The following is a 21,715-nucleotide window of genomic DNA, read 5'->3' on the forward strand; positions in this document are numbered from 1 at the left end:
GGGAATGTAAATGTTTTATAAGAAAGTGAATAAAAAGATAATATTTTTTATCTTTTTGGTAGTTGCTGTTGTTGGAGTGTGGTTTTTACTTAATTTCATTCAAATTGGTCCCGGCTTACCTCCTTCTGAATCCATGCCAAAATGGTACATCCCCGGATCCTGGCAAAAACATGAACAGAGCTGTACATCACTTTTTCCGGAAATCTCTTCTTACTGTGATAAGAGGAATTTTTCCGGAGGAAAATTTATAAATGTTTGGTATTTTGATGATGAATCTAAATTTTTAAAAGGAGAATATCTGCTTTATCGCTATCTGGAAGAAAACGGTAATGCGTTCCATCAGGAACTGAATATTAGTACAGAACTTCAAGACGAAATTGAAATACGTGAAGTTGAAAATTTCCCTGATTTCACCTTTTTTAACTCGACCGGGTATGAAAGCCCTGAAACGTCGGGATACTTTCTAGTGTATAAGAGACCTTTCCTTAAAGGGAGAGAAGATTATTTCATAGCTTATTACGGAATCCTGGGTACAACAAATCTCACTGAAGAAACCCCAGCGCTGAAAAAATTGATTGCAGAATCCTATTATATGTCTAATGAAGAAGGAAAAGTTGATGGTTTAAAGATGGGGAATAAAATAGGAACGAGCAATTCGTTACTTCCATGGTTTTAACAAAAAGGTTAGCTCTTATTTGTATTTTTTTATGAGCATATCCAAAAATTCAATATGTGACTCAAAACATCTACTTCCAAAAAATAATTTGAGTTCCTCATATTGGAAATGGTTCTAAAATTCTTATTGGGATAGGAACAAAATTGGTTTTGGGATAATCTCGGTATAAAATTGCTGATTGATCGTATTCCAAATTTGCCGATCAATGGTATCCGAGAAATCAACAGGAATATATTCGCAGAGTAACAAGAATTATCCACAAAACGAATACTGGCTAAGAAGGAGATTTACTAATCTCCTCCTATTATAGAGGAATTTCAAATGCAAAATATCAGAAAAATACTTCTCATCTTGCTGATCATACCCATAGTTGCAATTGTGGGTTATTATGCATTGATATTTCTTCTGGGCGGTCCGGCTTTACCGAATTTTTTTGAAATCAGAAATAATGATGCGGGGACCCATGAAATCACTGTAGAAATATTGGACTCGCACAACAGTTCAATATTTAAAGAATCATACAAGCTTTATCCAGATGAAAGGGCTTCAGAAGCAAAACCGTTTGATCTTCTATATTCTACCGGAATGAAAAATTATACATTCAGGATTACACTGGATAATGGGGTTCTAGAAGAAACTATTCCAGTATCTTTGCATCGTTGGAGCACACCTATTATAGTAATAGATTGGGATAACGAGGCTCCAATAATGATAATGATAGAAACTGTTTGAGGAGGCCTGTCCAGATGATAGAAACTGTTTGAGGAGGCCTGTCCAGATTTTTCTCTAACAAATTTCCGCATCACTGAAATTTTGTGAAGTCTGCTTTCCCTTTACAATACCAGAAAAGTCTCTCTCTCCACCCAGTGGCTTTCAAGTCAGAACTGAACAATAACTCACGGACAAGACCAATCAAAGATCTATTAATCAAATAATGCAGGTAAAAAATTGTCTCATTATCTTTTATATTTTATTGTTATGCTCCTATAAAATTAAAGAATAAAGTAGACAAAAAAGATATATGGAGGAAAAGAACTTGTTCGCAGACTCTTTTTGTATTAAAAATAATAAATTTAAAGTTATTTTCCTGACTATTTTTTTGCTTATCTGTAGCTTCGCTGGATGTATAGGCCAAGAATCGATTGAGAATTCTTCTCAGACATCAGATAGTACTAATACATCTGTAAGCGAAGGAGTAGATAATTTAGATATTAATTACTCTGTGATTGAAGTACTTCCACCTTATGACGAATCGGAGTCAGAATGGCTCAAAACAGATGCTTCTAATATAGCTAAAATCGCACTCAAAGACAACCGTACGAGACAGTTAATTCAGGAAGGAGGGACAATAATGGGAGTGACTTATTCCTGTCATCCAACGTCTGAGAATTATGATGGCCCAGGATGTGCTCCCGCTTTGAGAATTCAGTCCGGAAACAGGATAGTAGATTTCCTGGTCGATGAAGAAAAAGGAGTAGTCGTTGAGACGGTTACAGAAATAAGGTGAAACACTTATAAGGTAAAAAACTTATAAGGTAAAAAACTTATAAGGTAAAACACTTATTAAATTATTTTTTCCAGAGTTTAATCCTGCACTTTATTTTTATGGTATGTTTGGAGTGAATGCTATATGAAACCAAGAACAACAGCCTTAATGATTATTTCTTTTGCTGTTTTAGCATTACTTCTAGTGTTCTTTTTAGTGATTTACCAGCCTGGAGCTGGTATGTATATTAGAGCAGATAAACTTCAGAATCCACCTGAGGAATATATTGAATTTAGTTTAGCAGATCTTGAGAAGTACTCTTATGTTAAAGAAGCAGTAATGAACCCTGGGAAAAACATTAAGGTTCCTTCCGATTATCATGAAAGTGTATCAGAATTCGGCGAAATAACTTCCAGTAACGGAACTAATTATATAAAAGTTAATAATGACTACTATGATATTCATTACGAGTCTGCTGATTAATTAAGTGGTGAAGAGCTGCTAAAATAGAGAAGCCCAACTCATTTATTATTTTTGTCCATAAATAGATCAGGTTATAGTATGAGACTCAAAAATTTATTTACTACATTGCTGATTATTTTTACTATCAACTGTGCATCTGCTACTACAATTACTGTAGATATTAATAATGAAAATAGCAGTAATTTCTCTTCTATACAGGAAGCAATAAACTTTGCACAGGAAAATGACTCAATCCTGATCTACAAAGGAAACTATTCGGAAACTCTCACCATCGATAAACAGTTAAAAATCAGTTCTATTTCTCGCAACCCGGAAGATGTAATTATAAACCCTGAAGTCTCTTCTCTACCGATAATCCATGTCACATCAGACAATGTAGAAATAACCGACCTGACAATTTCTGGGAACAGCAGTGAAAATCAAATCTCAGGAATCTTTTTAGACAACGTCAGTAACTCTTTTATTCAAAATAATATTATTTCAAATTTTCAGGATAGCCTTGTTCTAAATGCCTCTTCCGGCTGCAGTATTGAAAATAATACTCTATTTTCAAACACTTTGCATGGAATCTATCTAATTAATTCGACGGACAACGATTTGAGGAACAATCTCATCACTGAAAATAAACGTGGTCTTTACTTGAACCTATCAAATCAAAATACTTTAGTTAATAACAATGCCAGTAATAATGAAAACTATGGAATTGCTCTCAGGAAATCAAATGCCAATAATTTAATTAATAACCAATTTTTCATGAACAAATATGGGCTTTGTCTAACTGTCTCTCATGAAAATGTAATAGCAGATAACGTTGCCGGTAACAACAAACAATCCGGCTTTCTTTTATGGATCTCCGAGTCAAATAACTTAAAAGATGACATTTTCATAGAGAATGGAAACTCTGGCATCTATCTCCTGGCTTCTGATAAAAATACTTTAATTAGAAACATTTTATCTAACAATTCCAATGGCATTTCAATCGGAGATTCCAGCAATAACCTTGTTACTAACAACACTTTTAGTTCTAATAAAGAGTACGGCATATTCTACTTCTACTCTAATTTAAACAAAAATAACACTATCAAGGAGAATATTTTTTTAGATAATAAAAAAGGAGATGATAATCTAACCTCTTCCTCCATGCCAATTTATACTATCCTTATTCTTCTAACAGGAATCGGTCTTGCATTTTACTTAATTAGAAAACCTTTGTCGAAAAAAGCCCTTAAAAGCTTAGGCATTTTAATAGTAATATTTTTGATTGCAATTATTGCCTGGTACTTCCCGTTTGAATCGGGTCTTCCCGGGAACAATGTAGAGATTACTAATTTCAGTTGGTATAATTCCTCCAAAATTAATGAAACGCGCACACAGGTTACTCTATCAATGGATATTAATTACAGGAATAAACAAGCATACGATTACAGTTTTGCCGAAGATTCACAAACTGATGTTATCCCTACAAGGATCCAGATATTCTCAAGGGAATATAATCCAGACGAAGGCGAAGAAATACCTTATACGCTGCTTTCTGAAGAAGATATTACTTTAACATACCGAAAACCATTCAAGTACGAAACTACTCTCAATTTAGAAAACGACATGGAATACGACGTTCAGACGATAATTGTGTTCAAACGAGAATTTGATTATCCGAACCCATATGGAGAAGAAACAAGGTGGGAACTACTTGGAGGGTGGCAGCAGCTGATATCAACCTGAACAACTTCTCATTTTATTTTTTTCTCCCTGTTCGGGCAGACATTTAACTGTTTAACTATTTAAATCATAAATCTTCAGCCCACCATTCGGATGAATACATGACTTCCTCTTCTCTTTTCACCGGTCACTGTTTGAAATGGCAGAATATTAATATTACTTTATTAATATGACCTCTCAAGTTTTAATTATACTAACTTTAAGTAGTATTGGTTCTGACCTCTATTCAATCTTTAAAATATGACGCTACTTTCGGTTATCGTTAATTTGTAAATCTTATTTCCCTCTGACTTCCATTAAAATCTCTGAATTTAATTAAAAAAGAAACCCTTAATCTCTGATTACCATGACAAATGCACCAAGACTTATCGCATGGGAACTTACTGCGGGCTGCAACCTGAACTGCGTGCACTGCAGGGGGTCTTCCACTTCCTCGGTCCCCGAAGGTGAGCTTACAACCGAAGAAGCTAAACATTTCATTGATGAGGTTGTCGAGCTTGGAAAACCCATCCTCATCGTGAGCGGAGGCGAACCTCTTACCAGAGCGGATGTCTTCGAGATCGCACGTTACGGGACTGATGCCGGGCTCAGAGTAGTGCTCGCAACAAACGGCACCCTCCTGACCCCTGAAATCGTGGAAAAGCTGAAGGCTGCAGGAGTTCAACGACTGAGCATTAGCCTTGACGGAGCGATTGCAAAGACTCATGATGAGTTTCGGGGAGTGCCAGGAGCTTTTGATAGGACGCTTGCAGGCATCGAAGTCCTCAGGAAAGCAGATTTTCCTTTCCAGATCAACACAACGATTTCAAGGCGCAACCTTGAGGAGATCCCGAAGACCTTTGAGCTTGCAAAAGAGCTGGGGGCAGTTGCTTACCACGTCTTTTTCCTTGTGCCCACAGGCAGGGGAGAAGAGTCTGATGAGGTATCCCCTGCAGACTACGAGCGTGTCCTGCACTGGTTCTATGACATGCAGAAAGAATCGGAAATCCAGTTGAAAGCTACCTGTGCTCCCCATTATTTCAGGATAATGCGCCAGCGGGCAAAAAAAGAAGGCATCGAGATCTCCGTCAAAACCCACGGCTACGAAGCCATGACAAAGGGCTGCCTCGGTGGAACCGGTTTCTGCTTTGTATCAAGCATCGGAGAAGTCTATCCATGCGGTTACCTTCCCGTGCTTGCCGGAAATATCAGGGAACAGTCTTTCAGGGACGTCTGGGAAAACTCCGAGGTTTTCAGGAAACTGAGAGATCCCGAAGAGCTTAAAGGAAAGTGCGGCATATGTGAATACAAAAAAGTCTGCGGAGGCTGCAGAGCAAGAGCTTATGCTGCTACAGGCGACTATCTCGAAGAAGAGCCTTACTGTATCTACAAGCCTGGAAATAAATGATCGTGATCGAGATGATTGGCATTGATAATTTGAAAGATCAGCTCCGGAAAGAGGCTGTCGATTTTTCCTGTGATATGGATCATAACGGTAGGGAAGTTTCGGTAATAGAACTTGATGATACCGACAAAAGAATCCTCAACCTTATCCAGCAGGAAGTCCCCCTCGAAGTCGAACCTTTTGCCAGGTTAGGGGAGATTCTCGGACTTCCGGAAATTGAGGTAATTGAAAGGCTGCGTGAACTCCACAGGAAAGGGGCAGTAAGAAGGGTAGGCCCTGTCCTCAGCATGAGAAATATGGGGGGTGTAAGCACTCTTGTAGCCCTGAAAGTGCCTGAGTCCCGCGTAGAGGAAATTGCTATTTTAATTAACGAGTATCCCGAAGTTTCCCATAATTATCTCAGAAGTGCTGCACAATATAATCTCTGGTTTACGCTTTCTGCTCCAAATAAAGACAGGCTTGAGAGGATTCTTAGCGAAATTCGGGAGAAAACAGGTTGTCCTCTTCTTGATCTTCCTACAAAGCATCTGTTTAAGATTCAGGTAAAGTTTGATATCAGGTGAAATTATGGATAAAACGGATGTAAAACTGCTAAAACTCGTGCAGGACGGAATTCCAATCACTCATTCTCCTTTCAAAGGGTTTGCTTCTGAACTTGGAATCAGTGAACAGGAGGTTGTTGACAGGCTTAAAAACCTCCAGAATGCCGGAAAGATCCGTCGCTTTGCGGCTTCAATCGGGCACCGGGCCATAGGCATAAAAGCCAATGCAATGTGCGTCTGGAATGTTCCTGATGAACAGATCGAAAAGGTAGGGAATATCATGGCTGAATTTCCCGAAGTTACGCACTGTTATGAACGCCCCCGCTATCCTGACTGGCAGTATAACCTGTTTACAATGGTCCATTCCTATAACCCCGAAGACTGCGAAAAAGTGGCTGAGAAGATTTCGGAAGCCACAGGGATTAAGGACTACACCCTTTTCTTCAGTGAAAAAGAGTTCAAAAAAACCGGAGTCAGGCTTTAAGTGCAGACTAATTAATTCATCTAATTCATCTTTATACTTCGAGGTCCCTGAAAATGGCTGAAACAAATAATTTTCTCCCCCTCATGCTTGACCTTTCAGGCAGGAAAATCGTTATTTTCGGAGGCGGCTCTGTTGGGGAGCGCAAGGCTGAACTTTTCTGTGGCTGCGCGGATACTGTTGTTGTCAGCCTCGACTTTTCCGAAAGGCTGCGGGAACTTGAGGCTTCAGGGCAGGTAAAGCTGCTCCGACTTGATCTTTCGGCAGCAGCGGACTCTGAGTTAAATGAAATTATTTCAGGGGCTTTTCTTGTTATCCCTGCAACCAGCAGTTCCGAACTTAATCGGAAAATCACTGATATTGCAGGGGAAAGCGATATTTTGATTAATCAGGTGGATGCTTTAGGTAATGTTGTAATCCCCTCGGTCATCAAAAGAGGAGACCTTGTGATCGGGATCTCTACCCTTGGGCACAGTCCTGCGGTCTCAAAATATACTCGCAGGCAGATCGAAGGTGTGATAACTCCTGCATATTCCGATATGATCCGGCTTCAGGACGAACTGAGAACTTACCTCAAACTGCACGTAAAGGAGCAGAGGAAAAGGAAAGTACTTCTCTGGAAAGTCCTTGAAAGTGAAAGTGTCTGGAATGGATTTTCCGAATCATATGAAAAGGCAGCAGAAATTGCATACTCAATAATCTCCGATAATCTCGGGTAATCTCCGATAATCTCGGGTAATCTCCGATAATCTCGGGTAATCTCCGATAATCGCAGAGATTCAGGCAAGTAAAATCAGACTGGAAAAGCGCAGGACACATTGAAAGGAAAAGGACTACTTTGAGAAAGAAAACGCTCTGTGAATGAAAAAGCTTTTAATTATTATCCTTTTAATTACCCTCTAATAACCCTTTAAATAGAAACCCTTTGGTGAAAAATGGCTGAGGATTTCTGGACAAAGTTTAATTTACAACTCCTTATATTATTCATTTTATTTCCTGTATTCATTCTATCCGGAGGCTCTCTGTGACAGAAATCTCAAGTATGGTTATATCCCATAAAAAAGCGAAGGTTGAGGAAATGGAGTCCGCCTGGCACGGAGATCTGGACGGGCTGCTCCATAACCTGTACAATCATGAGTATGTGTACGAGTGCGTCGTCTTAAAAACCTGCAACCGTGTTGAAATCTATGTAGTTTCCCCCAAAAGCAGCAGTATACTTTTCTCTTTTGCAAAGGAAATGGGAGCTTCCACCCATATAATCGACTTTTACGGGCATGACGAGTCTCTGGAACACCTGCTAAGGCTTTCAGGGGGGCTTGAGTCCATGATTGTAGGAGAAGACCAGATCCTGGGGCAAATAAAGGATCTCTATGCCTATTCCAAGAAAGCGGGAACAACTGGAAAGATCCTTGATACGGCTTTTGAAAAAGCTATCCAGGTAGGTAAGAGAATTCGGAACGAAACCCGGATCAATAAAGGTTCGGTTTCCATAGGTTCGGCAGCTGTAGATCTTGCTGAAGATATCTTCGGAGGGCTCACAGGAAAATCCGTGCTTGTAATCGGAGCCGGGGAAATAGGGGTTCTGGTTGCAAAGGCTCTTGCCGAAAAGGATATTCAGGCTATTTACATTGCAAACCGTACCTTTAAAAAAGCCGAAGAAATCGCCTACGAGCTCGGAGGGCACGCGGTCAAGCTTGATGATATAAGGGGCTATCTTCCGGGCGCAGATGTTGTGATTAGTGGAACTGGTGCTCCCCATTATATCCTTACGCGGGAAATAATTGAAGAAGCCGTGAAGGGCAGGGACAGAAAACTCCTTCTTATCGATATCGCAAATCCCAGGGATATTGAGGAATCCGTTGTGGAGCTTGAAAATGTTGAGCTCTGTAATATCGACAACCTAAGAGTCATCAGTGAAAAGACCCTGAAGATGCGAAAAGAAGAAGCAAAAAAGGCTGAAGAGATTATTCTGGAAGAAATCAGGCTTTTAAATCTCCAGTACAAACGTCAGAAAGCTGACCGTTTGATTTCCGAGCTTTACCGGCAGGTCTATGATGTCCGCTTAAGGGAACGGGAAAAAGCAGTCAATCGGCTCAGTGCCTATCATACTATCGGGGAGATCGAAACCGAGGTGCTTGACGATCTTACTCATTCAATTGTCAACAAGATCCTTGCCGAGCCTACCAAAGTCCTCCGCCAGGCTGCCGAACTTGGAAATGAAGAGTTCCTGGATGTGGTGTCAAGGGTCTTCTGCCTCGATAAAGACAGGGCGAGGCTTGAAACCGTGAAGCCCGGCTGCACAAAAGAACAGGTACGGGTTAAAGAGCAATATGCTGTAAAAGATTAAGGCAGAAACGTACAGGAAAGCAGAAGCAACTCACAGGCAGAAATAATTTTCAAATTAAAGTAATTTACAGGTAAAGCAGTTCATATTTCAGAAAGCAATTAACAGGTAAAACAATTCAATTTCAGGAGTGATCACATGTTTCCAGAAGTCAGGTTAAGAAGGTTGAGGACGGGTAAAATCAGGGATCTTATACGTGAAACCACGTTGTCAGTGAATGACCTGGTCCAGCCTATTTTTGTGAATGAGACTATTGATTCCCCCGTTGAGATTTCTTCCATGCCCGGAATATACAATATTCCGCTCTCCGGAGTCGTAAAAGAGGCAAAAGAGATTGCAGAGCTCGGGATTCCTGCAGTGATCCTTTTCGGAGTGCCTGCATTCAAGGACGCAGAGGGCAGCTCTTCCTGCGGGGAAACTGACGTCATTCAGGAAGCGGTCAGAAGAATCAAAGCTGTACTCGGAGACAAACTTGTGGTGATCACGGATATCTGTATGTGTGAGTATACGAGCCACGGGCACTGCGGGATAATCGACTTTGAAACTAAAGAAGTCCTTAATGATCCTACTCTCGAAGTCCTCGGAAGAATTGCTATCAGCCATGCAAAAGCCGGAGCTGATATGGTAGCTCCTTCGGGAATGATGGACGGGATGGTAACCGCAATCCGGCAGGCCCTTGACTTCAGCGGCTTTGAGAATATTCCCATTATGTCCTATGCTGCAAAATATCAATCTGCTTTCTACGGACCTTTCAGGGAAGCTGCCGGATCGGGTTATTCCTTCGGGGACCGTTCGACCTACCAGATGGACCCTGCAAACAGCGACGAGGCCCTCAGGGAAGTTACCCTTGATGTGGCAGAAGGGGCAGACATCCTGATGGTAAAGCCTGCGCTTCCCTACCTGGATGTCATATACAGAGTTAAGAGCGAGTTAGGTATGCCAACAGCTGCATACAACGTAAGTGGGGAATATGCCATGATCAAGGCAGCCGCAGCCAACGGGTGGATTGATGAGAAAAAAGTCATGTACGAGTCCCTTATTTCGATCAAGAGGGCAGGAGCGGATTTCATCATTACTTACTTTGCAAAGGATGCTGCCCGAATGCTGAGGTAACAGCTCCTTTTTCAGGCATTCTTGTTTTTAGGAGGTTTCTGCCAGGGTTTTCTTTCCCTCCTCCTTTTCTTACCTTTTGTTTTTAAGCCTGTCTTTTGCCTGTATGCTATAATCAATGGTTTCATCAATAACTGCTTAATAGGTGAAGGCTCTGTTATAAAGATAAATACAGAGCACAGAATAGAGCATTAGCTTAATCCGGAAGCTCAGTTCTGGAAGCCCACTCGAAAAAGAAAGCCTGATTCACTTAAAGATTAACTTTAAGCCAGGAGTTCATTTCAGTCCGGGAATTGACCTTTATTTAAGGTCTTTTTAGCTCTAAAGTCCCCTTAATTTACCCCCTTTAATCCAGTCACTTTGATTCAGTCCCTTTAATTTACTCCCTTTAATCCAGCCACTTTAATTTACTCCCTTAAATCTATTTACAGTCCTTTATCGAACATTTAAGTTCATCCGGTGAGATTTATATGACGTTTGAGGTAACACTTGATAAGTCCAGACAGATGTATGAGAAAGCAAAGACCTTCATCCCGGGCGGGGTTAGCAGTCCGGTGCGTGCAATCAAACCCTATCCTTTTTATACCGATTCTGCGGACGGTTCGAAGATAAGGGACCTTGACGGAAACGAATATATTGACTACTGCCTTGCCTATGGTCCTGCTATCCTCGGGCACAATCATCCGGTAATAAAGGAGGCAATCAAACAGCAGCTTGATAAGGGCTGGCTCTATGGGACTCCCACCGAGCTTGAGGTAACCCTTGCAGAAAAGATTGCAGGTTATTATCCCAGCATTGATATGCTCCGTTTCGTTTCTACCGGCACGGAATCCACCATGAGTGCCCTCCGCCTTGCGCGTGGCTTTACACGTAAAAATAAATTCATTAAGATCGAAGGCGGGTTTCATGGCGCTCATGATGCAGTGCTCGTTAAGGCAGGTTCGGGAGCTACTACCCTTGGAGAGCCTGATTCCCTCGGCATTCCTGCAGATTTCACCAAACACACCCTGCAGGCTCCATATAACGATATTGAAACAATGACCGAGCTTGTGGAGAAGAATCGGGACGATCTTGCAGCAGTGATTATAGAGCCTGTAATGGGGAATATAGGTCCTGTTCTCCCGTTACCCGGATACCTGGAAGACCTCCGAAAACTCACGCTGGAAAATGATGTCCTGCTCATTTTCGATGAGGTTATTACCGGGTTCAGGCTCGCAATGGGCGGGGCGCAGGAATACTTCGGGGTCGTGCCTGACATGACCACCCTCGGAAAGATCGTAGGTGGAGGCCTGCCAATAGGGGTCTTTGGCGGCCGCCGGGACATTATGGAAATGATCTCTCCTTCCGGGCCTGTCTATCAGGCAGGGACCTTCAGCGGAAGCCCCTGTTCGGTGGCTGCGGGCATTGCCATGCTTGATTACCTGAAAAAGGAAAATATTCATGCAAAACTGAATGCAACCGGAGATTATATGCGCACTGTGCTTTCGGAAATCGTTGAGGACGAAGGACTTGACTATAATGTGTGCGGAATTGCCTCCATGTTCAAGATTTTCTTCGGGGCAGAGCCTCATAACTATCAGGAGGTCCTGAAGTGTGACAAGGATGGCTACTTTGCTTTCTTCCACAGGATGCTTGCAAGCGGGGTTTTCCTGCCTCCATCCCAGTTTGAGACCAACTTCATATCTGCAGCCCACAGCAAAGAAGACCTTGAAAAGACCCTCGAAGCTTATATGGAAAATCTCTGAAGATTTTATCTTTTAAAACGTTTGAGGATTCCAAATGATAATAGGTACCCGGGGCAGCCAGCTTGCGCTTGCCCAGACCGAGAATGTTGCGCGCCTTCTTAAGGAGCAGGGCGTTGAAACCAGTATTAAGATTATAAAAACCAACGGAGACCGGTTTACTGACCGTCCCCTGCATGCGATATCCGGAGGAGTCGGGGCTTTTGTCCGGGAACTTGACGATGTCATGCTTGCAGGAGAGATCGATATTGCTGTCCATTCGATGAAGGACATGCCAACAGTCCGCCCCCCAGAGATTCCTACTGTTGCAGTTCTGGAGCGTGACACTCCATTTGATTTCCTGCTCACGTACGACGGGACTCCTCTTGACGAACTGCCTGAACAGTCCATTATAGGCACCAGCTCCCTGAGAAGGGCTGCCCAGATCAGGCGTTACAGGCCTGACCTTATTACTCAGGAGCTCAGAGGCAATATCGACACCAGGCTCAGGAAGCTTAAAGAAGGGCAGTATGACGGGATCCTGCTCGCGAAAGCAGGGCTCGAGCGCATGGGCTGGGACCTTGAAGGAGAAATCCTTTCCCCTGGTTTTTTCTGCCCTTCCCCGAATCAGGGCACGGTTGCAGTGGTAACAAGGGCAGGCACTGAGGCTGAAGCTGCGGTTTCCAAACTTGACCATACCGAGAGTCGGATTGTTACTGAACTAGAACGCATCCTTATCTCCGAACTCGGAGGAGGCTGTACAACTCCTATTGGTTCCTATGCCGAGCTTAAACCTGATAAGAAAGAAATTAAGGTTCTGGCTGAAGTCCTTTCCCTGGATGGTAGAGAAGTTGTTCGGGTCGAGGAGGTTATCCCGATGCTTGGGGGTATTGAGAGAGCCAGGAAACTGGGGCACAGGCTTGTGGAGATGGGAGGCAGAAGGCTGGCTGATGAAGCGCTTCTTCAGATCTCCAAAGAGGCATGCGGTACGGAGAATTTATCCGATTATTGATACAGAGACTGCCTGCGGGCAGGAAATGGAGTTATTTAATGTATACTCTCACCGGACTTAAATTAAAAAACCCGACCATTCTTGCAGCCGGGGTGCTTGGGACAACCGGCGCTTCCCTCTGCAGGGTTGCGCGTGAAGGGGGAGCAGGCGCTGTTGTGACCAAATCCATAGGTCCCGCTCCAAAAACCGGACACTCCAACCCCAGCATGGTCAGGCTGGACTGCGGCTTTTTAAATGCCATGGGGCTTCCGAACCCTTCCTATCCCGGCTTCCTGCAGGAGCTCGTATTTGCAAAAAAGAACTCCTCAGTTCCGGTAATTGCAAGCATCTTCGGCGGAAATCCGGCTGAGTTTGCTGAAGTTGCAGAGGGCCTGCTTCCTTCAAATCCAGATGCTTTCGAGCTGAATGTGAGCTGTCCTCATGCCGAAGGCTACGGGGCTGCAGTCGGTTCAAACCCCTGCCTGGTAGAAGCAGTTACAGCGGCGGTGAAGGATGTTGTTAACGTTCCTGTCTGGGTCAAGCTGACTCCCAATGTTGCAGACATTACGTCCATTGGAACTGCAGCCGAATCCGGGGGGGCGGACGCTGTTGTTGCGATCAATACTGTAAAAGGAATGGTTATTGACATTGAATCTGGATATCCTGTGCTTGGAAACCGTTCAGGAGGGCTTTCCGGAAAGGCTGTCAAGCCCGTAGCCGTCAAATGCGTTTATGACCTCTACACTGCCCTGGAAATTCCGGTGATCGGCGTAGGAGGAGTTTCTTCCTGGGAAGATGCCGTGGAAATGATGATGGCAGGAGCAGCCGCTGTTCAGGTTGGGTCTGCGGTATATGACAGGGTGGATATATTCTCTGAAATCGGGGCAGGAATAGAAACCTTCCTAGAGAGAAAAGGTTATTCAAATATAAAGAAAATTATAGGGCTCGCCCACGAGATGGTCTGATGCTTCCTCTTAATGCTAAAATAACACAGATAACTGAAGAATCTCCTGCTGTCAGGACTTTTTTCTTTGACCCCAGGTTTGAGGATCTGGAGCCAGGCCAGTTTGTAATGGTCTGGATCAGGGGTGTGGACGAGATTCCTATGGGCCTTTCCAGAAACAATTCCATAACTGTCCAGAATGTCGGAGAGGCAACTTCAAAGCTTTTTGAGTTAAAAGAAGGGGATTCTTTCGGGCTCAGGGGTCCTTTCGGAAAAGGCTTTACTCTTCCTGTTAAAGGCGATAAAATACTTATTATAGCTGGCGGGGTCGGAGCTGCTCCCCTATCTCCTTATGCCGAGGCAGCCTTTGCTGCAGGCGCTGAGGTGCATACTATTCTTGGGGCACGGAGTGCCGGAGACCTGCTTTTTGAAGGGCGGTTCGAAGCTCTCGGAAATATTTACGTTTCTACTGACGACGGTTCAAAAGGAGTTAAAGGGTTTGTGACTGATGTCCTCAAAGGTCTTGATGTCGCAGCCTATGACCGAATTGCAGTCTGCGGCCCTGAAATAATGATGTCTTCGGTTTTCAGGCTCCTTGAAGAGAGAAAGGCTCTGGAAAAGGCAGAGTTCAGCCTCCACCGCTATTTTAAATGTGGCATCGGAGTCTGCGGGGCATGCTGCATAGACCAGTCCGGGCTTAGGGTCTGTAAGGACGGGCCTGTGTTTTCCGGGGTTCAGCTCATTGGTTCCGAACTCGGAAAATATTCACGGGACGCCAGTGGGCGAAGAGTTAAAATTTAAGTTTTGACATATCCTTTTAAAAAATGAAAGAGAGCAGGTAAAAAGATCCGCTAAACAGGATTAGGAAGGTAAAGCTATGATTGGAAGGTTCAGGTCAGGAGATAATGTTTTTTATGGAGAAATCGAAGATGGGCGGGTGTATCCCAATGGAGGGATCTCTGCCGGGGCATTTGAACTTTCGGAACTTCGCGTTCTACCACCTTCTTTCCCCTCTAAAATCGTCTGTGTTGGCCTGAACTATAAGGACCATGCCGAAGAACTTTACATGGAAGTCCCTGAAACCCCTGTTCTCTTTTTAAAGCCTCCCTCTGCGGTTATTGGGCATGGAGACAAGATCATTTACCCTGCATCCAGTTTGAGGGTGGACTATGAAGCTGAACTCGCAGTCGTTATCGGAAAGCGCTGCAAGAATATTTCCGCCGAAAAGGCCGAGGACGTGATTGCAGGCTATACCTGTTTTAATGATGTGACCGCCCGTGATCTCCAGCAAAAGGACGGGCAGTGGACAAGGGCAAAGAGTTTTGATACCTTTGCAGCATTCGGGCCCTATATCGTCTCTACGGAAGAAATTGATGTTACTGATGCAAAGATTGCCTGCAGGGTAAACGGGGAAACCAGACAGGAATCAAACACTTCAAACCTGATTTTTGATATTCCTTATCTTATTGAATTCATTACCGAGATTATGACCCTGGAAGTTGGGGACGTAATCGCTACCGGTACACCTCCTGGTGTTGGAGAACTGCATAGAGGGGATACCGTGGAAGTTGAAATTCAGGGAATCGGAAAACTTAGAAACGAGGTTGTCTGATGCTTTTTGAGCATATTGGAACTGAACTTGACCTTACAGAGCGCCACCTTATTGTGCTCAAAAAAGTAATTGAAGAAGGTCCCATAGGAATCCTTAAACTTGCAGAAGTTACCGGAATGCAGAACCATAAGGTGCGTTATTCCCTTAGAGTCCTTGAGCAGGCAAATCTTATCAAGCCTTCAGCTCAGGGGGCTGTTCCAGGGGACGCCGTCCCTAAATTCCTGCAGGATTTTGAACGGGATCTGGGTAAAATCAATGAGAAAGTGTCTCGCATCTGGGAAATTGAAGCTTCCATTCCTAAGTAAAAGCTTTCGTCTTTGAAAACACTTTAGGGGTTTACTTGTTTGTTGTCCGGTTTTTTCCGGAGTTCCGGGCTTCGGTGACTTTTTATAATCCTATTTACATGTTTTTTCCTCAATCATCGGATTCAGCGCATTTTATGTTTTCTCCCTTTTTGGGGGTTATCCATTCGGTTGAATTTGTGTGATATTCTCATTTCATCCAATCAAGATTTAATCCATGTTTATTTTTGGAGAAGCTCCTATGACCTTAAGTCCTGAAGACCTTAAATCAATAGAAAAATATGCCCTTCAAAATGCTGTTAAATACGGAAAAGCTCCCCAGCCCAAAGCTGTAATGGGCAAGGTAATGGGGGAGTATCCTCAGCTAAGGGCCGATCCCAATGCCGTCTCTGAGGCACTTGTAACTATTGTTTCTGAAATTGCTAATGGAAACCCGGACACCTGGGAAGCCCGGCTGTCGGAAATTGCTCCGGAGCTCATAGAAGCCCTGAGTGTAAAGAAAGAGCCTGACAAGGGGTTAAAACCTCTCGAGGGGGCCGAGACCGGGAAAGTCGTAATGCGCTTTGCTCCGAACCCCAACGGGCCCGCGACCCTGGGAAGTTCAAGGGGCATGGTAGTCAATTCCGAGTACGTAAAGATCTATCAAGGCAAGTTTATCCTGCGTTTTGACGATACCGACCCTGATATAAAGCGCCCTATGCTTGAAGCCTACACCTGGTATCTGGACGACTTCAAATGGCTCGGAGTTGTGCCTGACCAGGTTGTCTATGCCTCTGACCATTTCCCTATGTATTATGATTATGCAAAAAAGCTAATTGAGATGGGCAAAGCCTATGTCTGTTTCTGTACCGGGGGAGACTTCAAACAGTTTAAGGATGCCAAACAGGCCTGCCCGCACAGGGACACCAGCCCGGAAGAAAACCTTATGCATTGGGAAAAGATGCTTGCCGGGGAATATGAAGACCAGCAGGCTGTGCTGCGGATCAAGACCGATATAGAACATAAGGACCCGGCTTTGAGGGACTGGGGGGCATTCAGGATTAGAAAAATGTCCCATCCCCGCCCTGAAATCGGAAATAAATATATTGTCTGGCCCCTCCTGGACTTTGCAGGCGCTATCGAAGACCACGAGCTCGGCATGACCCACATCATCCGGGGCAAAGACCTTATAGACAGCGAAAAGCGGCAGGGTTACATCTACAACTACTTCGGCTGGACATACCCTAAAACCACCCACTGGGGCAGGGTCAAGATCCACGAGTTCGGCAAGTTCAGCACGAGCACCCTGCGTAAATCCATTGAATCCGGAGAATACAGCGGCTGGGACGATCCCCGCCTGCCAACAATCCGGGCAATCCGCCGTCGTGGGATAAGGGCTGAAGCCCTCAAAAAGTTCATGATAGAAATGGGAGTCGGGATGACTGACGTGAGTATCAGCATGGAGTCTCTTTACGCCGAAAACCGTAAAATTGTAGACCCTATTGCAAACAGGTACTTCTTTGTCTGGGACCCGGTAGAACTGGAAATTGCAGGTATGGAACCTTCAGTTGCTAAACTTCCGCTCCACCCCACTGATCATGCAAGAGGGGTAAGGGAAATTACCGTAGGAAATAAGGTGCTTGTCTGTAAGGATGATGTCGAAAAGCTGGAAGTAGGCTCCATCCTCCGCTTAAAAGATTTCTGTAATATCGAAATCACTTCTCTTTCCCCGCTACAGGCAAACCACTCTGAGGTTTCGCTTGAAGCCCTTAAAAAAGCAAAAGCAAAAATCCTCCACTGGGCTCCTGTTGACGGAATCCCGGTTAAAGTGCGCGGCCCTGAAGGCGATATTGAAGGAATCGGAGAACACGGGATTGCAGCCGAACTTGACAAAATCGTCCAGTTCGAACGTTTCGGATTCTGTAGAATTGATGCCGTAAGCGAAGAAAACGTAGTGGCTTATTTTGCCCACAAGTGATTCAAGTGATTCAGAGAAATGAGAAGGACAGGGAAAGGAAAAAGGACAAAAACTGTCCCTTCTTCTTCTTCTTCTTCTTCTTCTGCTTCCTCTCCCTTTTTTACATATTAGTTATCTTTTCCGCTTCAGGATATAAGCAGTTCCTGCCGCCAGAACTGTAAGTCCCAGACCCGGCCCGGGAGCTCCGTTTTCTTCTGCAGCTTCGGTTTCGGTTGTCCCCTCTTCCTCACCTGCGGTTTCGGTTACTTCTCCGGTCTCTCCCTCTGTCGCTTCTACCAGAGGGTTTTCAGTCTCATTTCCTGCCCCTTCCATGTCTGTCAGACCCTGTTCATAAGCTTCAGCGTCCAGCTTGCTTTCAAGGGTTGTGACAGCAGATGGGATTCTCGGGAAAAGCGGGGAGTTATCGGACCCGCCTCCAGCTACCGGGTATGCGGAATCACATATTCCATTGCTGTTCTCATCCACACAGGTTTCACTGTAGCCGGTACCTTCAGGGTCTGCCCAGAAATTTCCGCCAATATAGGGACCCCGGACAAGATTACTTCTGGTTGAGAGGGTACTCTGCCAGGTGTTGTCTGCGTTTACGGTGTTTTCTTCTACATTTTCTGCGTTTTTGAAGTAGTTATTAAATATAATGTTCCCTTTGCTCTCTTCAAGGGAAACCCCGAAACCGTAGTTATAAGCAACGAGGTTGTTCTGGATCGTGTTTGAGTCCGAACCTTCGAGCTTTATCCCTATTTCGTTCAGGGTCATGGTGTTCCCGTTTATGTTATTACTTTTCGCATCCTGCAAAAGAACCCCATATTCTGTGTTTCGGGCTCTGATATTGTTGATATAGCAGTTACTGGCTCCTGTCAGCAAGATCCCTGCTTTATCCGAATCCTCCACCCCAAACCCGCTGAAAGTTACCCTGTCCGCAGTTATTTCTACGGTACTTTCCACAGGGTCGGCTGCCCTGACAACCGTATTTTCAGGGTTTCTCGAGTCAGACCAGATTTTCACCTGCTTATCTATTTTGAGGTTTTCATCATAAGTCCCGGGGCTTACAAAAATAGTATCTCCGGCTTTTGCAGCGTCTACTGCAGCCTGTATTGTGGTATAGCCCCCTTCTGCTTCAGGATCCACTTTTAAGTTTGCTGCAGAAACGGCAGAGCATGTGCATATGACTGCCAGAATAAATGCAACTGCTACTATTTTTAATACCTGTATATTCCGTTCTTCTATTCTTTCCATCTTTAGTTCCCCTTTTACTCTTCCATTTCTTTATGGTTTTTCATTCGTTTTTATCGTTTTAGAAACCGTTAATTTCCTCTTTCCTGAATTTCATATGGTTTTCAGGAATGAATCTTATCTCTTTTTCATGAATGAATCTTATTCGTTTTTCAGATATAATTCTTTCAATATTTTGTCAGGAAAATAATTTTATCCTGATAAGATATATCTTTGGAATCATAAGTTCTGAACAATCCTTCTTGAAAAGTAGGATCTAAAAGATTATAGAAGCGAAATTTGTTTATACTAACCGTTAAGGATTTCCCAAAATTATCTTTATGATTAACTGAGTATCCGTACTTATCAGGTACCGAAAATCTAAAGTCCTGAAACCCGACTATCTATAAATGTGCGCAGTTGTAAATGACTGCAGTCATAATAGTAAAACCTGAAATCCTTATATCTGAATTGTTTTATTCTTGTCTCGAATGGAGGCTTAAAATGGATGAAAATATTGCGCCCCAACTTGAAGAGCTAACCAGGGCGCTTGGAGATCTTGAAAAGACTGGTATCCGGGCAGAATTCGATAAACTTCTTGCTTTTCGCGTACCTCCGGAGGTTGCAAAAGAAAGTATCCTCCGAAAGTTTGGTGGAAAAAGAAAAGTTCTGAAAGTAAAAGACCTTTCAGCTTCCCTGAAGAATTTTGAAATAACAGGCAGAATCCTGGACATAGGGGAAAAGGCAATCCGCCCTCAGGAAGGAGCTCAGCAGGGGCCTTCCAGGCTGTATACAGGGGTTCTTGCAGACGAAACGGGTTCAGTCATGTTTTCCTCATGGAGGGAGTTGCCGGGTTCGGTTGGAGATGTTCTTAATATCAGAAATGTCTATACCCGCCTCTGGCAGAACAGAGTCAGGCTTTCTATAGGGGAACAATCTCTGGTATCTAAAGTTTCTGACTCTTCACTTCCTCAGCTTTCCGAACTCTCCAAAAGCCCTGCAAAAAAATTGATTGATATAGTTGCTGCGGATTTCTCCGTAGGGACCGTAGCCTGTGTACTTCAACTTTCTCACAGGGAAGTTCTGGTCAGGGGCAAGCAGTCTAAAGTGATTTCCGGCGTGCTTGCGGATGAGACCGGCAGATTACCTTTCACTGCCTGGGTTGAACTTCCGGGCATTGACATAGGAAGCATAATCAGGATAGAAGGAGCCCAGATCCGCATGTTCAGGGGAATGCCTTCGATCAATATCCTCAGCAGTACTAAATTCTCTTCAGTCGGGCCTGATGACGCTGAAACGCTTGCTTTTACTTTTGAGTCTGCAGCAAAAGTCCCTGTCCCCATGAAAATTGAAGAAATAGCCTCAAGAGACAGCATGTACGATATAGCTGCCGCAGGCAATGTTGTTTCCGTCCGACCGGGTTCAGGAATCATTTCCCGCTGTCCGGAGTGCAGCCGTGTAGTTCAGAAAGCTCACTGCAGGGCGCATGGCAAGGTAGAAGGTGTAAGAGACATGCGGATTAAGGCTGTACTGGATGACGGTACAGGGGCAATGTCAGTCATGTTTCCAAGGGAACTTGCAGAAACTATCTACGGGAAGACCCTCGAGGAAGCCGAACAGCTCATGTTCTCTGATGTTTCCAAAGATGCGGTCTATGAAGACCTGAGACGTTTTCTTACCGGCCGCTACCTGGCAGTGCGCGGAAACTCTTCAAGGGGAGAATATGGAATTTCTTTTGTTGCAGAAGGCTCCTGGGTGCCGGAAGATGACCTTGCTGTAAGGGTAGTTGAGTTGCTGCACAGGCTCGGGGAGGACGAAGATGAACCGGGTTCCGAGGTTTCCGGGGGAGGGATAAACCTTGCTTAAGAGGGAAGTTGCAAAAAGGGTTTTTGCAAAGGAATTCGAAGCTTGCAGAGAGCTTGAGAAATCGGCAAGGCCTGTGTCCGAATCAGCTGATACTAAATCTCCTAACCTGCTTATCAGCCCTCTGGGGCTTATTCTCAACCGCGTCTTTGCAGTTGGTGTGCTTACCGAACTCGACAGCATAGGCACGCAAAATGAAATGTGGAAAGCCCGGATAGTTGATCCTACTGGAGCTTTTACAGTGTATGCAGGGCAGTACCAGCCTGATGCTTCCATTTTCTTTTCAACTGTTCAGGTCCCTGCTTTCATAGCCCTTACCGGAAAAGCCAGAATTTACGAACCCGAACCCGGCTCTATTTTTATCTCAATCCGGGCAGAGGAGGCAAATGTTGTAGACGAAGAGATCCGCAATAGATGGGTTGTGGATACGGCAGAACAAACCGTTGACAGGCTTGAGGCTTTTTCGGATGCTCTAAAAAGCGGATACCATGGAGAAACACTCAGGGAATACTTGCTTGAGAGGGGAATTTCTGAAGAGTTTGCGGAAGGGATTTCCATTGTCCTTGAAAGGGAACGCGATCCTTGGAAATTTGCAAAACAGCTCAGGGTTTCTATCAGGGAAGGGCTGAAGGCTCTTAACTTTGAATCCGAAGGCCCTGCAGGAGCCAAGGCTGACCAGAAGGAGTTCGTACTTGAACTGCTCAGGGAAATGGGTGGAGGCAGGGGGGTTGATTACTCTATTTTTGTAGATTCTGCAGTCTCAAGAGGCATCCCTGAAGAGTTAGTAGAAGAAGTTGTCCGTTCCCTTCTTTCGGAAGGGCAGTGTTACGAGCCGAAGATCGGGATTATAAGGCTTGTAGGTTAATCGTGCGGAGTGGGACTTTAACGATCC

The 21,715-nt window shown here is 44.2% G+C and carries 21 protein-coding genes; 20 read left to right on the forward strand and 1 reads right to left on the reverse strand.

Annotated features, from left to right (window positions below):
* The first annotated feature begins 10 nt into the window (after positions 1 to 10).
* From PHF18_RS08795 to PHF18_RS08880, 18 genes are all read left to right on the forward strand, one after another.
* Positions 11 to 676: a hypothetical protein gene (locus PHF18_RS08795; RefSeq protein WP_300101291.1), complete on the forward strand. Its 666-nt coding sequence runs from the start codon at positions 11 to 13 to the stop codon at positions 674 to 676.
* A 321-nt stretch (positions 677 to 997) separates the two neighbouring features.
* The gene (locus PHF18_RS08800) at positions 998 to 1,408 is read left to right on the forward strand and encodes a hypothetical protein (protein WP_300101294.1); all 411 of its coding nucleotides are present in this window, start codon (positions 998 to 1,000) and stop codon (positions 1,406 to 1,408) included.
* 289 nt (positions 1,409 to 1,697) lie between these two features.
* Positions 1,698 to 2,183: a hypothetical protein gene (locus PHF18_RS08805; RefSeq protein ID WP_300101296.1), complete on the forward strand. Its 486-nt coding sequence runs from the start codon at positions 1,698 to 1,700 to the stop codon at positions 2,181 to 2,183.
* A gap of 123 nt (positions 2,184 to 2,306) precedes the next feature.
* Entirely contained in the window at positions 2,307 to 2,645 is a 339-nt protein-coding gene (locus tag PHF18_RS08810; RefSeq protein ID WP_300101299.1) for a hypothetical protein, read from the forward strand.
* Between the two features lie 78 nt (positions 2,646 to 2,723).
* Positions 2,724 to 4,367, forward strand: a complete 1,644-nt coding sequence (locus PHF18_RS08815; protein WP_300101302.1) for a right-handed parallel beta-helix repeat-containing protein — start codon at positions 2,724 to 2,726, stop codon at positions 4,365 to 4,367.
* A gap of 334 nt (positions 4,368 to 4,701) precedes the next feature.
* Positions 4,702 to 5,751: a heme b synthase gene (gene ahbD, locus PHF18_RS08820; RefSeq protein WP_300101414.1), complete on the forward strand. Its 1,050-nt coding sequence runs from the start codon at positions 4,702 to 4,704 to the stop codon at positions 5,749 to 5,751.
* Positions 5,748 to 6,311: a siroheme decarboxylase subunit alpha gene (gene ahbA / locus PHF18_RS08825; RefSeq protein WP_300101304.1), complete on the forward strand. Its 564-nt coding sequence runs from the start codon at positions 5,748 to 5,750 to the stop codon at positions 6,309 to 6,311. Before ahbD ends, ahbA begins: the two co-directional genes overlap by 4 nt.
* A gap of 4 nt (positions 6,312 to 6,315) precedes the next feature.
* Positions 6,316 to 6,774: a siroheme decarboxylase subunit beta gene (ahbB, locus tag PHF18_RS08830; protein ID WP_300101307.1), complete on the forward strand. Its 459-nt coding sequence runs from the start codon at positions 6,316 to 6,318 to the stop codon at positions 6,772 to 6,774.
* Between the two features lie 53 nt (positions 6,775 to 6,827).
* A complete protein-coding gene (locus PHF18_RS08835) occupies positions 6,828 to 7,490 on the forward strand; it encodes a bifunctional precorrin-2 dehydrogenase/sirohydrochlorin ferrochelatase (protein WP_300101310.1) in 663 nt (220 codons plus the stop codon).
* A 305-nt stretch (positions 7,491 to 7,795) separates the two neighbouring features.
* Positions 7,796 to 9,118 (forward strand): glutamyl-tRNA reductase, encoded by a 1,323-nt coding sequence (hemA, locus tag PHF18_RS08840; RefSeq protein WP_300101313.1) that lies wholly within the window; start codon positions 7,796 to 7,798, stop codon positions 9,116 to 9,118.
* 135 nt (positions 9,119 to 9,253) lie between these two features.
* Positions 9,254 to 10,228, forward strand: a complete 975-nt coding sequence (gene hemB / locus PHF18_RS08845; protein ID WP_300101316.1) for a porphobilinogen synthase — start codon at positions 9,254 to 9,256, stop codon at positions 10,226 to 10,228.
* 467 nt (positions 10,229 to 10,695) lie between these two features.
* Positions 10,696 to 11,970 (forward strand): glutamate-1-semialdehyde 2,1-aminomutase, encoded by a 1,275-nt coding sequence (hemL, locus tag PHF18_RS08850; RefSeq protein WP_300101319.1) that lies wholly within the window; start codon positions 10,696 to 10,698, stop codon positions 11,968 to 11,970.
* A 34-nt stretch (positions 11,971 to 12,004) separates the two neighbouring features.
* Positions 12,005 to 12,958, forward strand: coding sequence for a hydroxymethylbilane synthase (gene hemC, locus PHF18_RS08855; RefSeq protein ID WP_300101322.1), 954 nt, complete (start codon positions 12,005 to 12,007; stop codon positions 12,956 to 12,958).
* A gap of 38 nt (positions 12,959 to 12,996) precedes the next feature.
* Positions 12,997 to 13,902, forward strand: coding sequence for a dihydroorotate dehydrogenase (locus PHF18_RS08860; RefSeq protein WP_300101325.1), 906 nt, complete (start codon positions 12,997 to 12,999; stop codon positions 13,900 to 13,902).
* On the forward strand, positions 13,902 to 14,681 hold the full coding sequence (locus PHF18_RS08865) for a dihydroorotate dehydrogenase electron transfer subunit (protein ID WP_300101328.1): 780 nt from the start codon (positions 13,902 to 13,904) through the stop codon (positions 14,679 to 14,681). The genes PHF18_RS08860 and PHF18_RS08865 overlap by 1 nt, the downstream gene beginning before the upstream one ends.
* A 76-nt stretch (positions 14,682 to 14,757) precedes the next feature.
* Entirely contained in the window at positions 14,758 to 15,492 is a 735-nt protein-coding gene (locus tag PHF18_RS08870; protein ID WP_300101331.1) for a fumarylacetoacetate hydrolase family protein, read from the forward strand.
* On the forward strand, positions 15,492 to 15,797 hold the full coding sequence (locus PHF18_RS08875) for a hypothetical protein (protein WP_300101333.1): 306 nt from the start codon (positions 15,492 to 15,494) through the stop codon (positions 15,795 to 15,797). The genes PHF18_RS08870 and PHF18_RS08875 overlap by 1 nt, the downstream gene beginning before the upstream one ends.
* 238 nt (positions 15,798 to 16,035) lie before the next feature.
* The gene (locus tag PHF18_RS08880; RefSeq protein ID WP_300101336.1) at positions 16,036 to 17,751 is read left to right on the forward strand and encodes a glutamate--tRNA ligase; all 1,716 of its coding nucleotides are present in this window, start codon (positions 16,036 to 16,038) and stop codon (positions 17,749 to 17,751) included.
* A 111-nt stretch (positions 17,752 to 17,862) separates the two neighbouring features.
* Here the strand turns inward: PHF18_RS08880 and PHF18_RS08885 are convergent, their stop codons facing one another.
* Positions 17,863 to 18,984 (reverse strand): nitrous oxide reductase family maturation protein NosD, encoded by a 1,122-nt coding sequence (locus PHF18_RS08885; protein WP_300101339.1) that lies wholly within the window; start codon positions 18,982 to 18,984, stop codon positions 17,863 to 17,865.
* A gap of 480 nt (positions 18,985 to 19,464) precedes the next feature.
* On the opposite strand from PHF18_RS08885, the gene PHF18_RS08890 reads away from it, so the two are divergent.
* Positions 19,465 to 20,826: a Single-stranded DNA binding protein gene (locus PHF18_RS08890; RefSeq protein WP_300101342.1), complete on the forward strand. Its 1,362-nt coding sequence runs from the start codon at positions 19,465 to 19,467 to the stop codon at positions 20,824 to 20,826.
* Positions 20,819 to 21,688 carry an RPA family protein gene (locus PHF18_RS08895; RefSeq protein ID WP_300101345.1) on the forward strand — a complete coding sequence of 290 codons (870 nt, stop codon included), beginning with the start codon at positions 20,819 to 20,821 and terminating at the stop codon, positions 21,686 to 21,688. The genes PHF18_RS08890 and PHF18_RS08895 overlap by 8 nt, the downstream gene beginning before the upstream one ends.
* The last annotated feature ends 27 nt before the right edge of the window (positions 21,689 to 21,715 follow it).

Source organism: Methanosarcina sp. (genome assembly GCF_028693135.1).
Lineage (GTDB): Archaea > Halobacteriota > Methanosarcinia > Methanosarcinales > Methanosarcinaceae > Methanosarcina.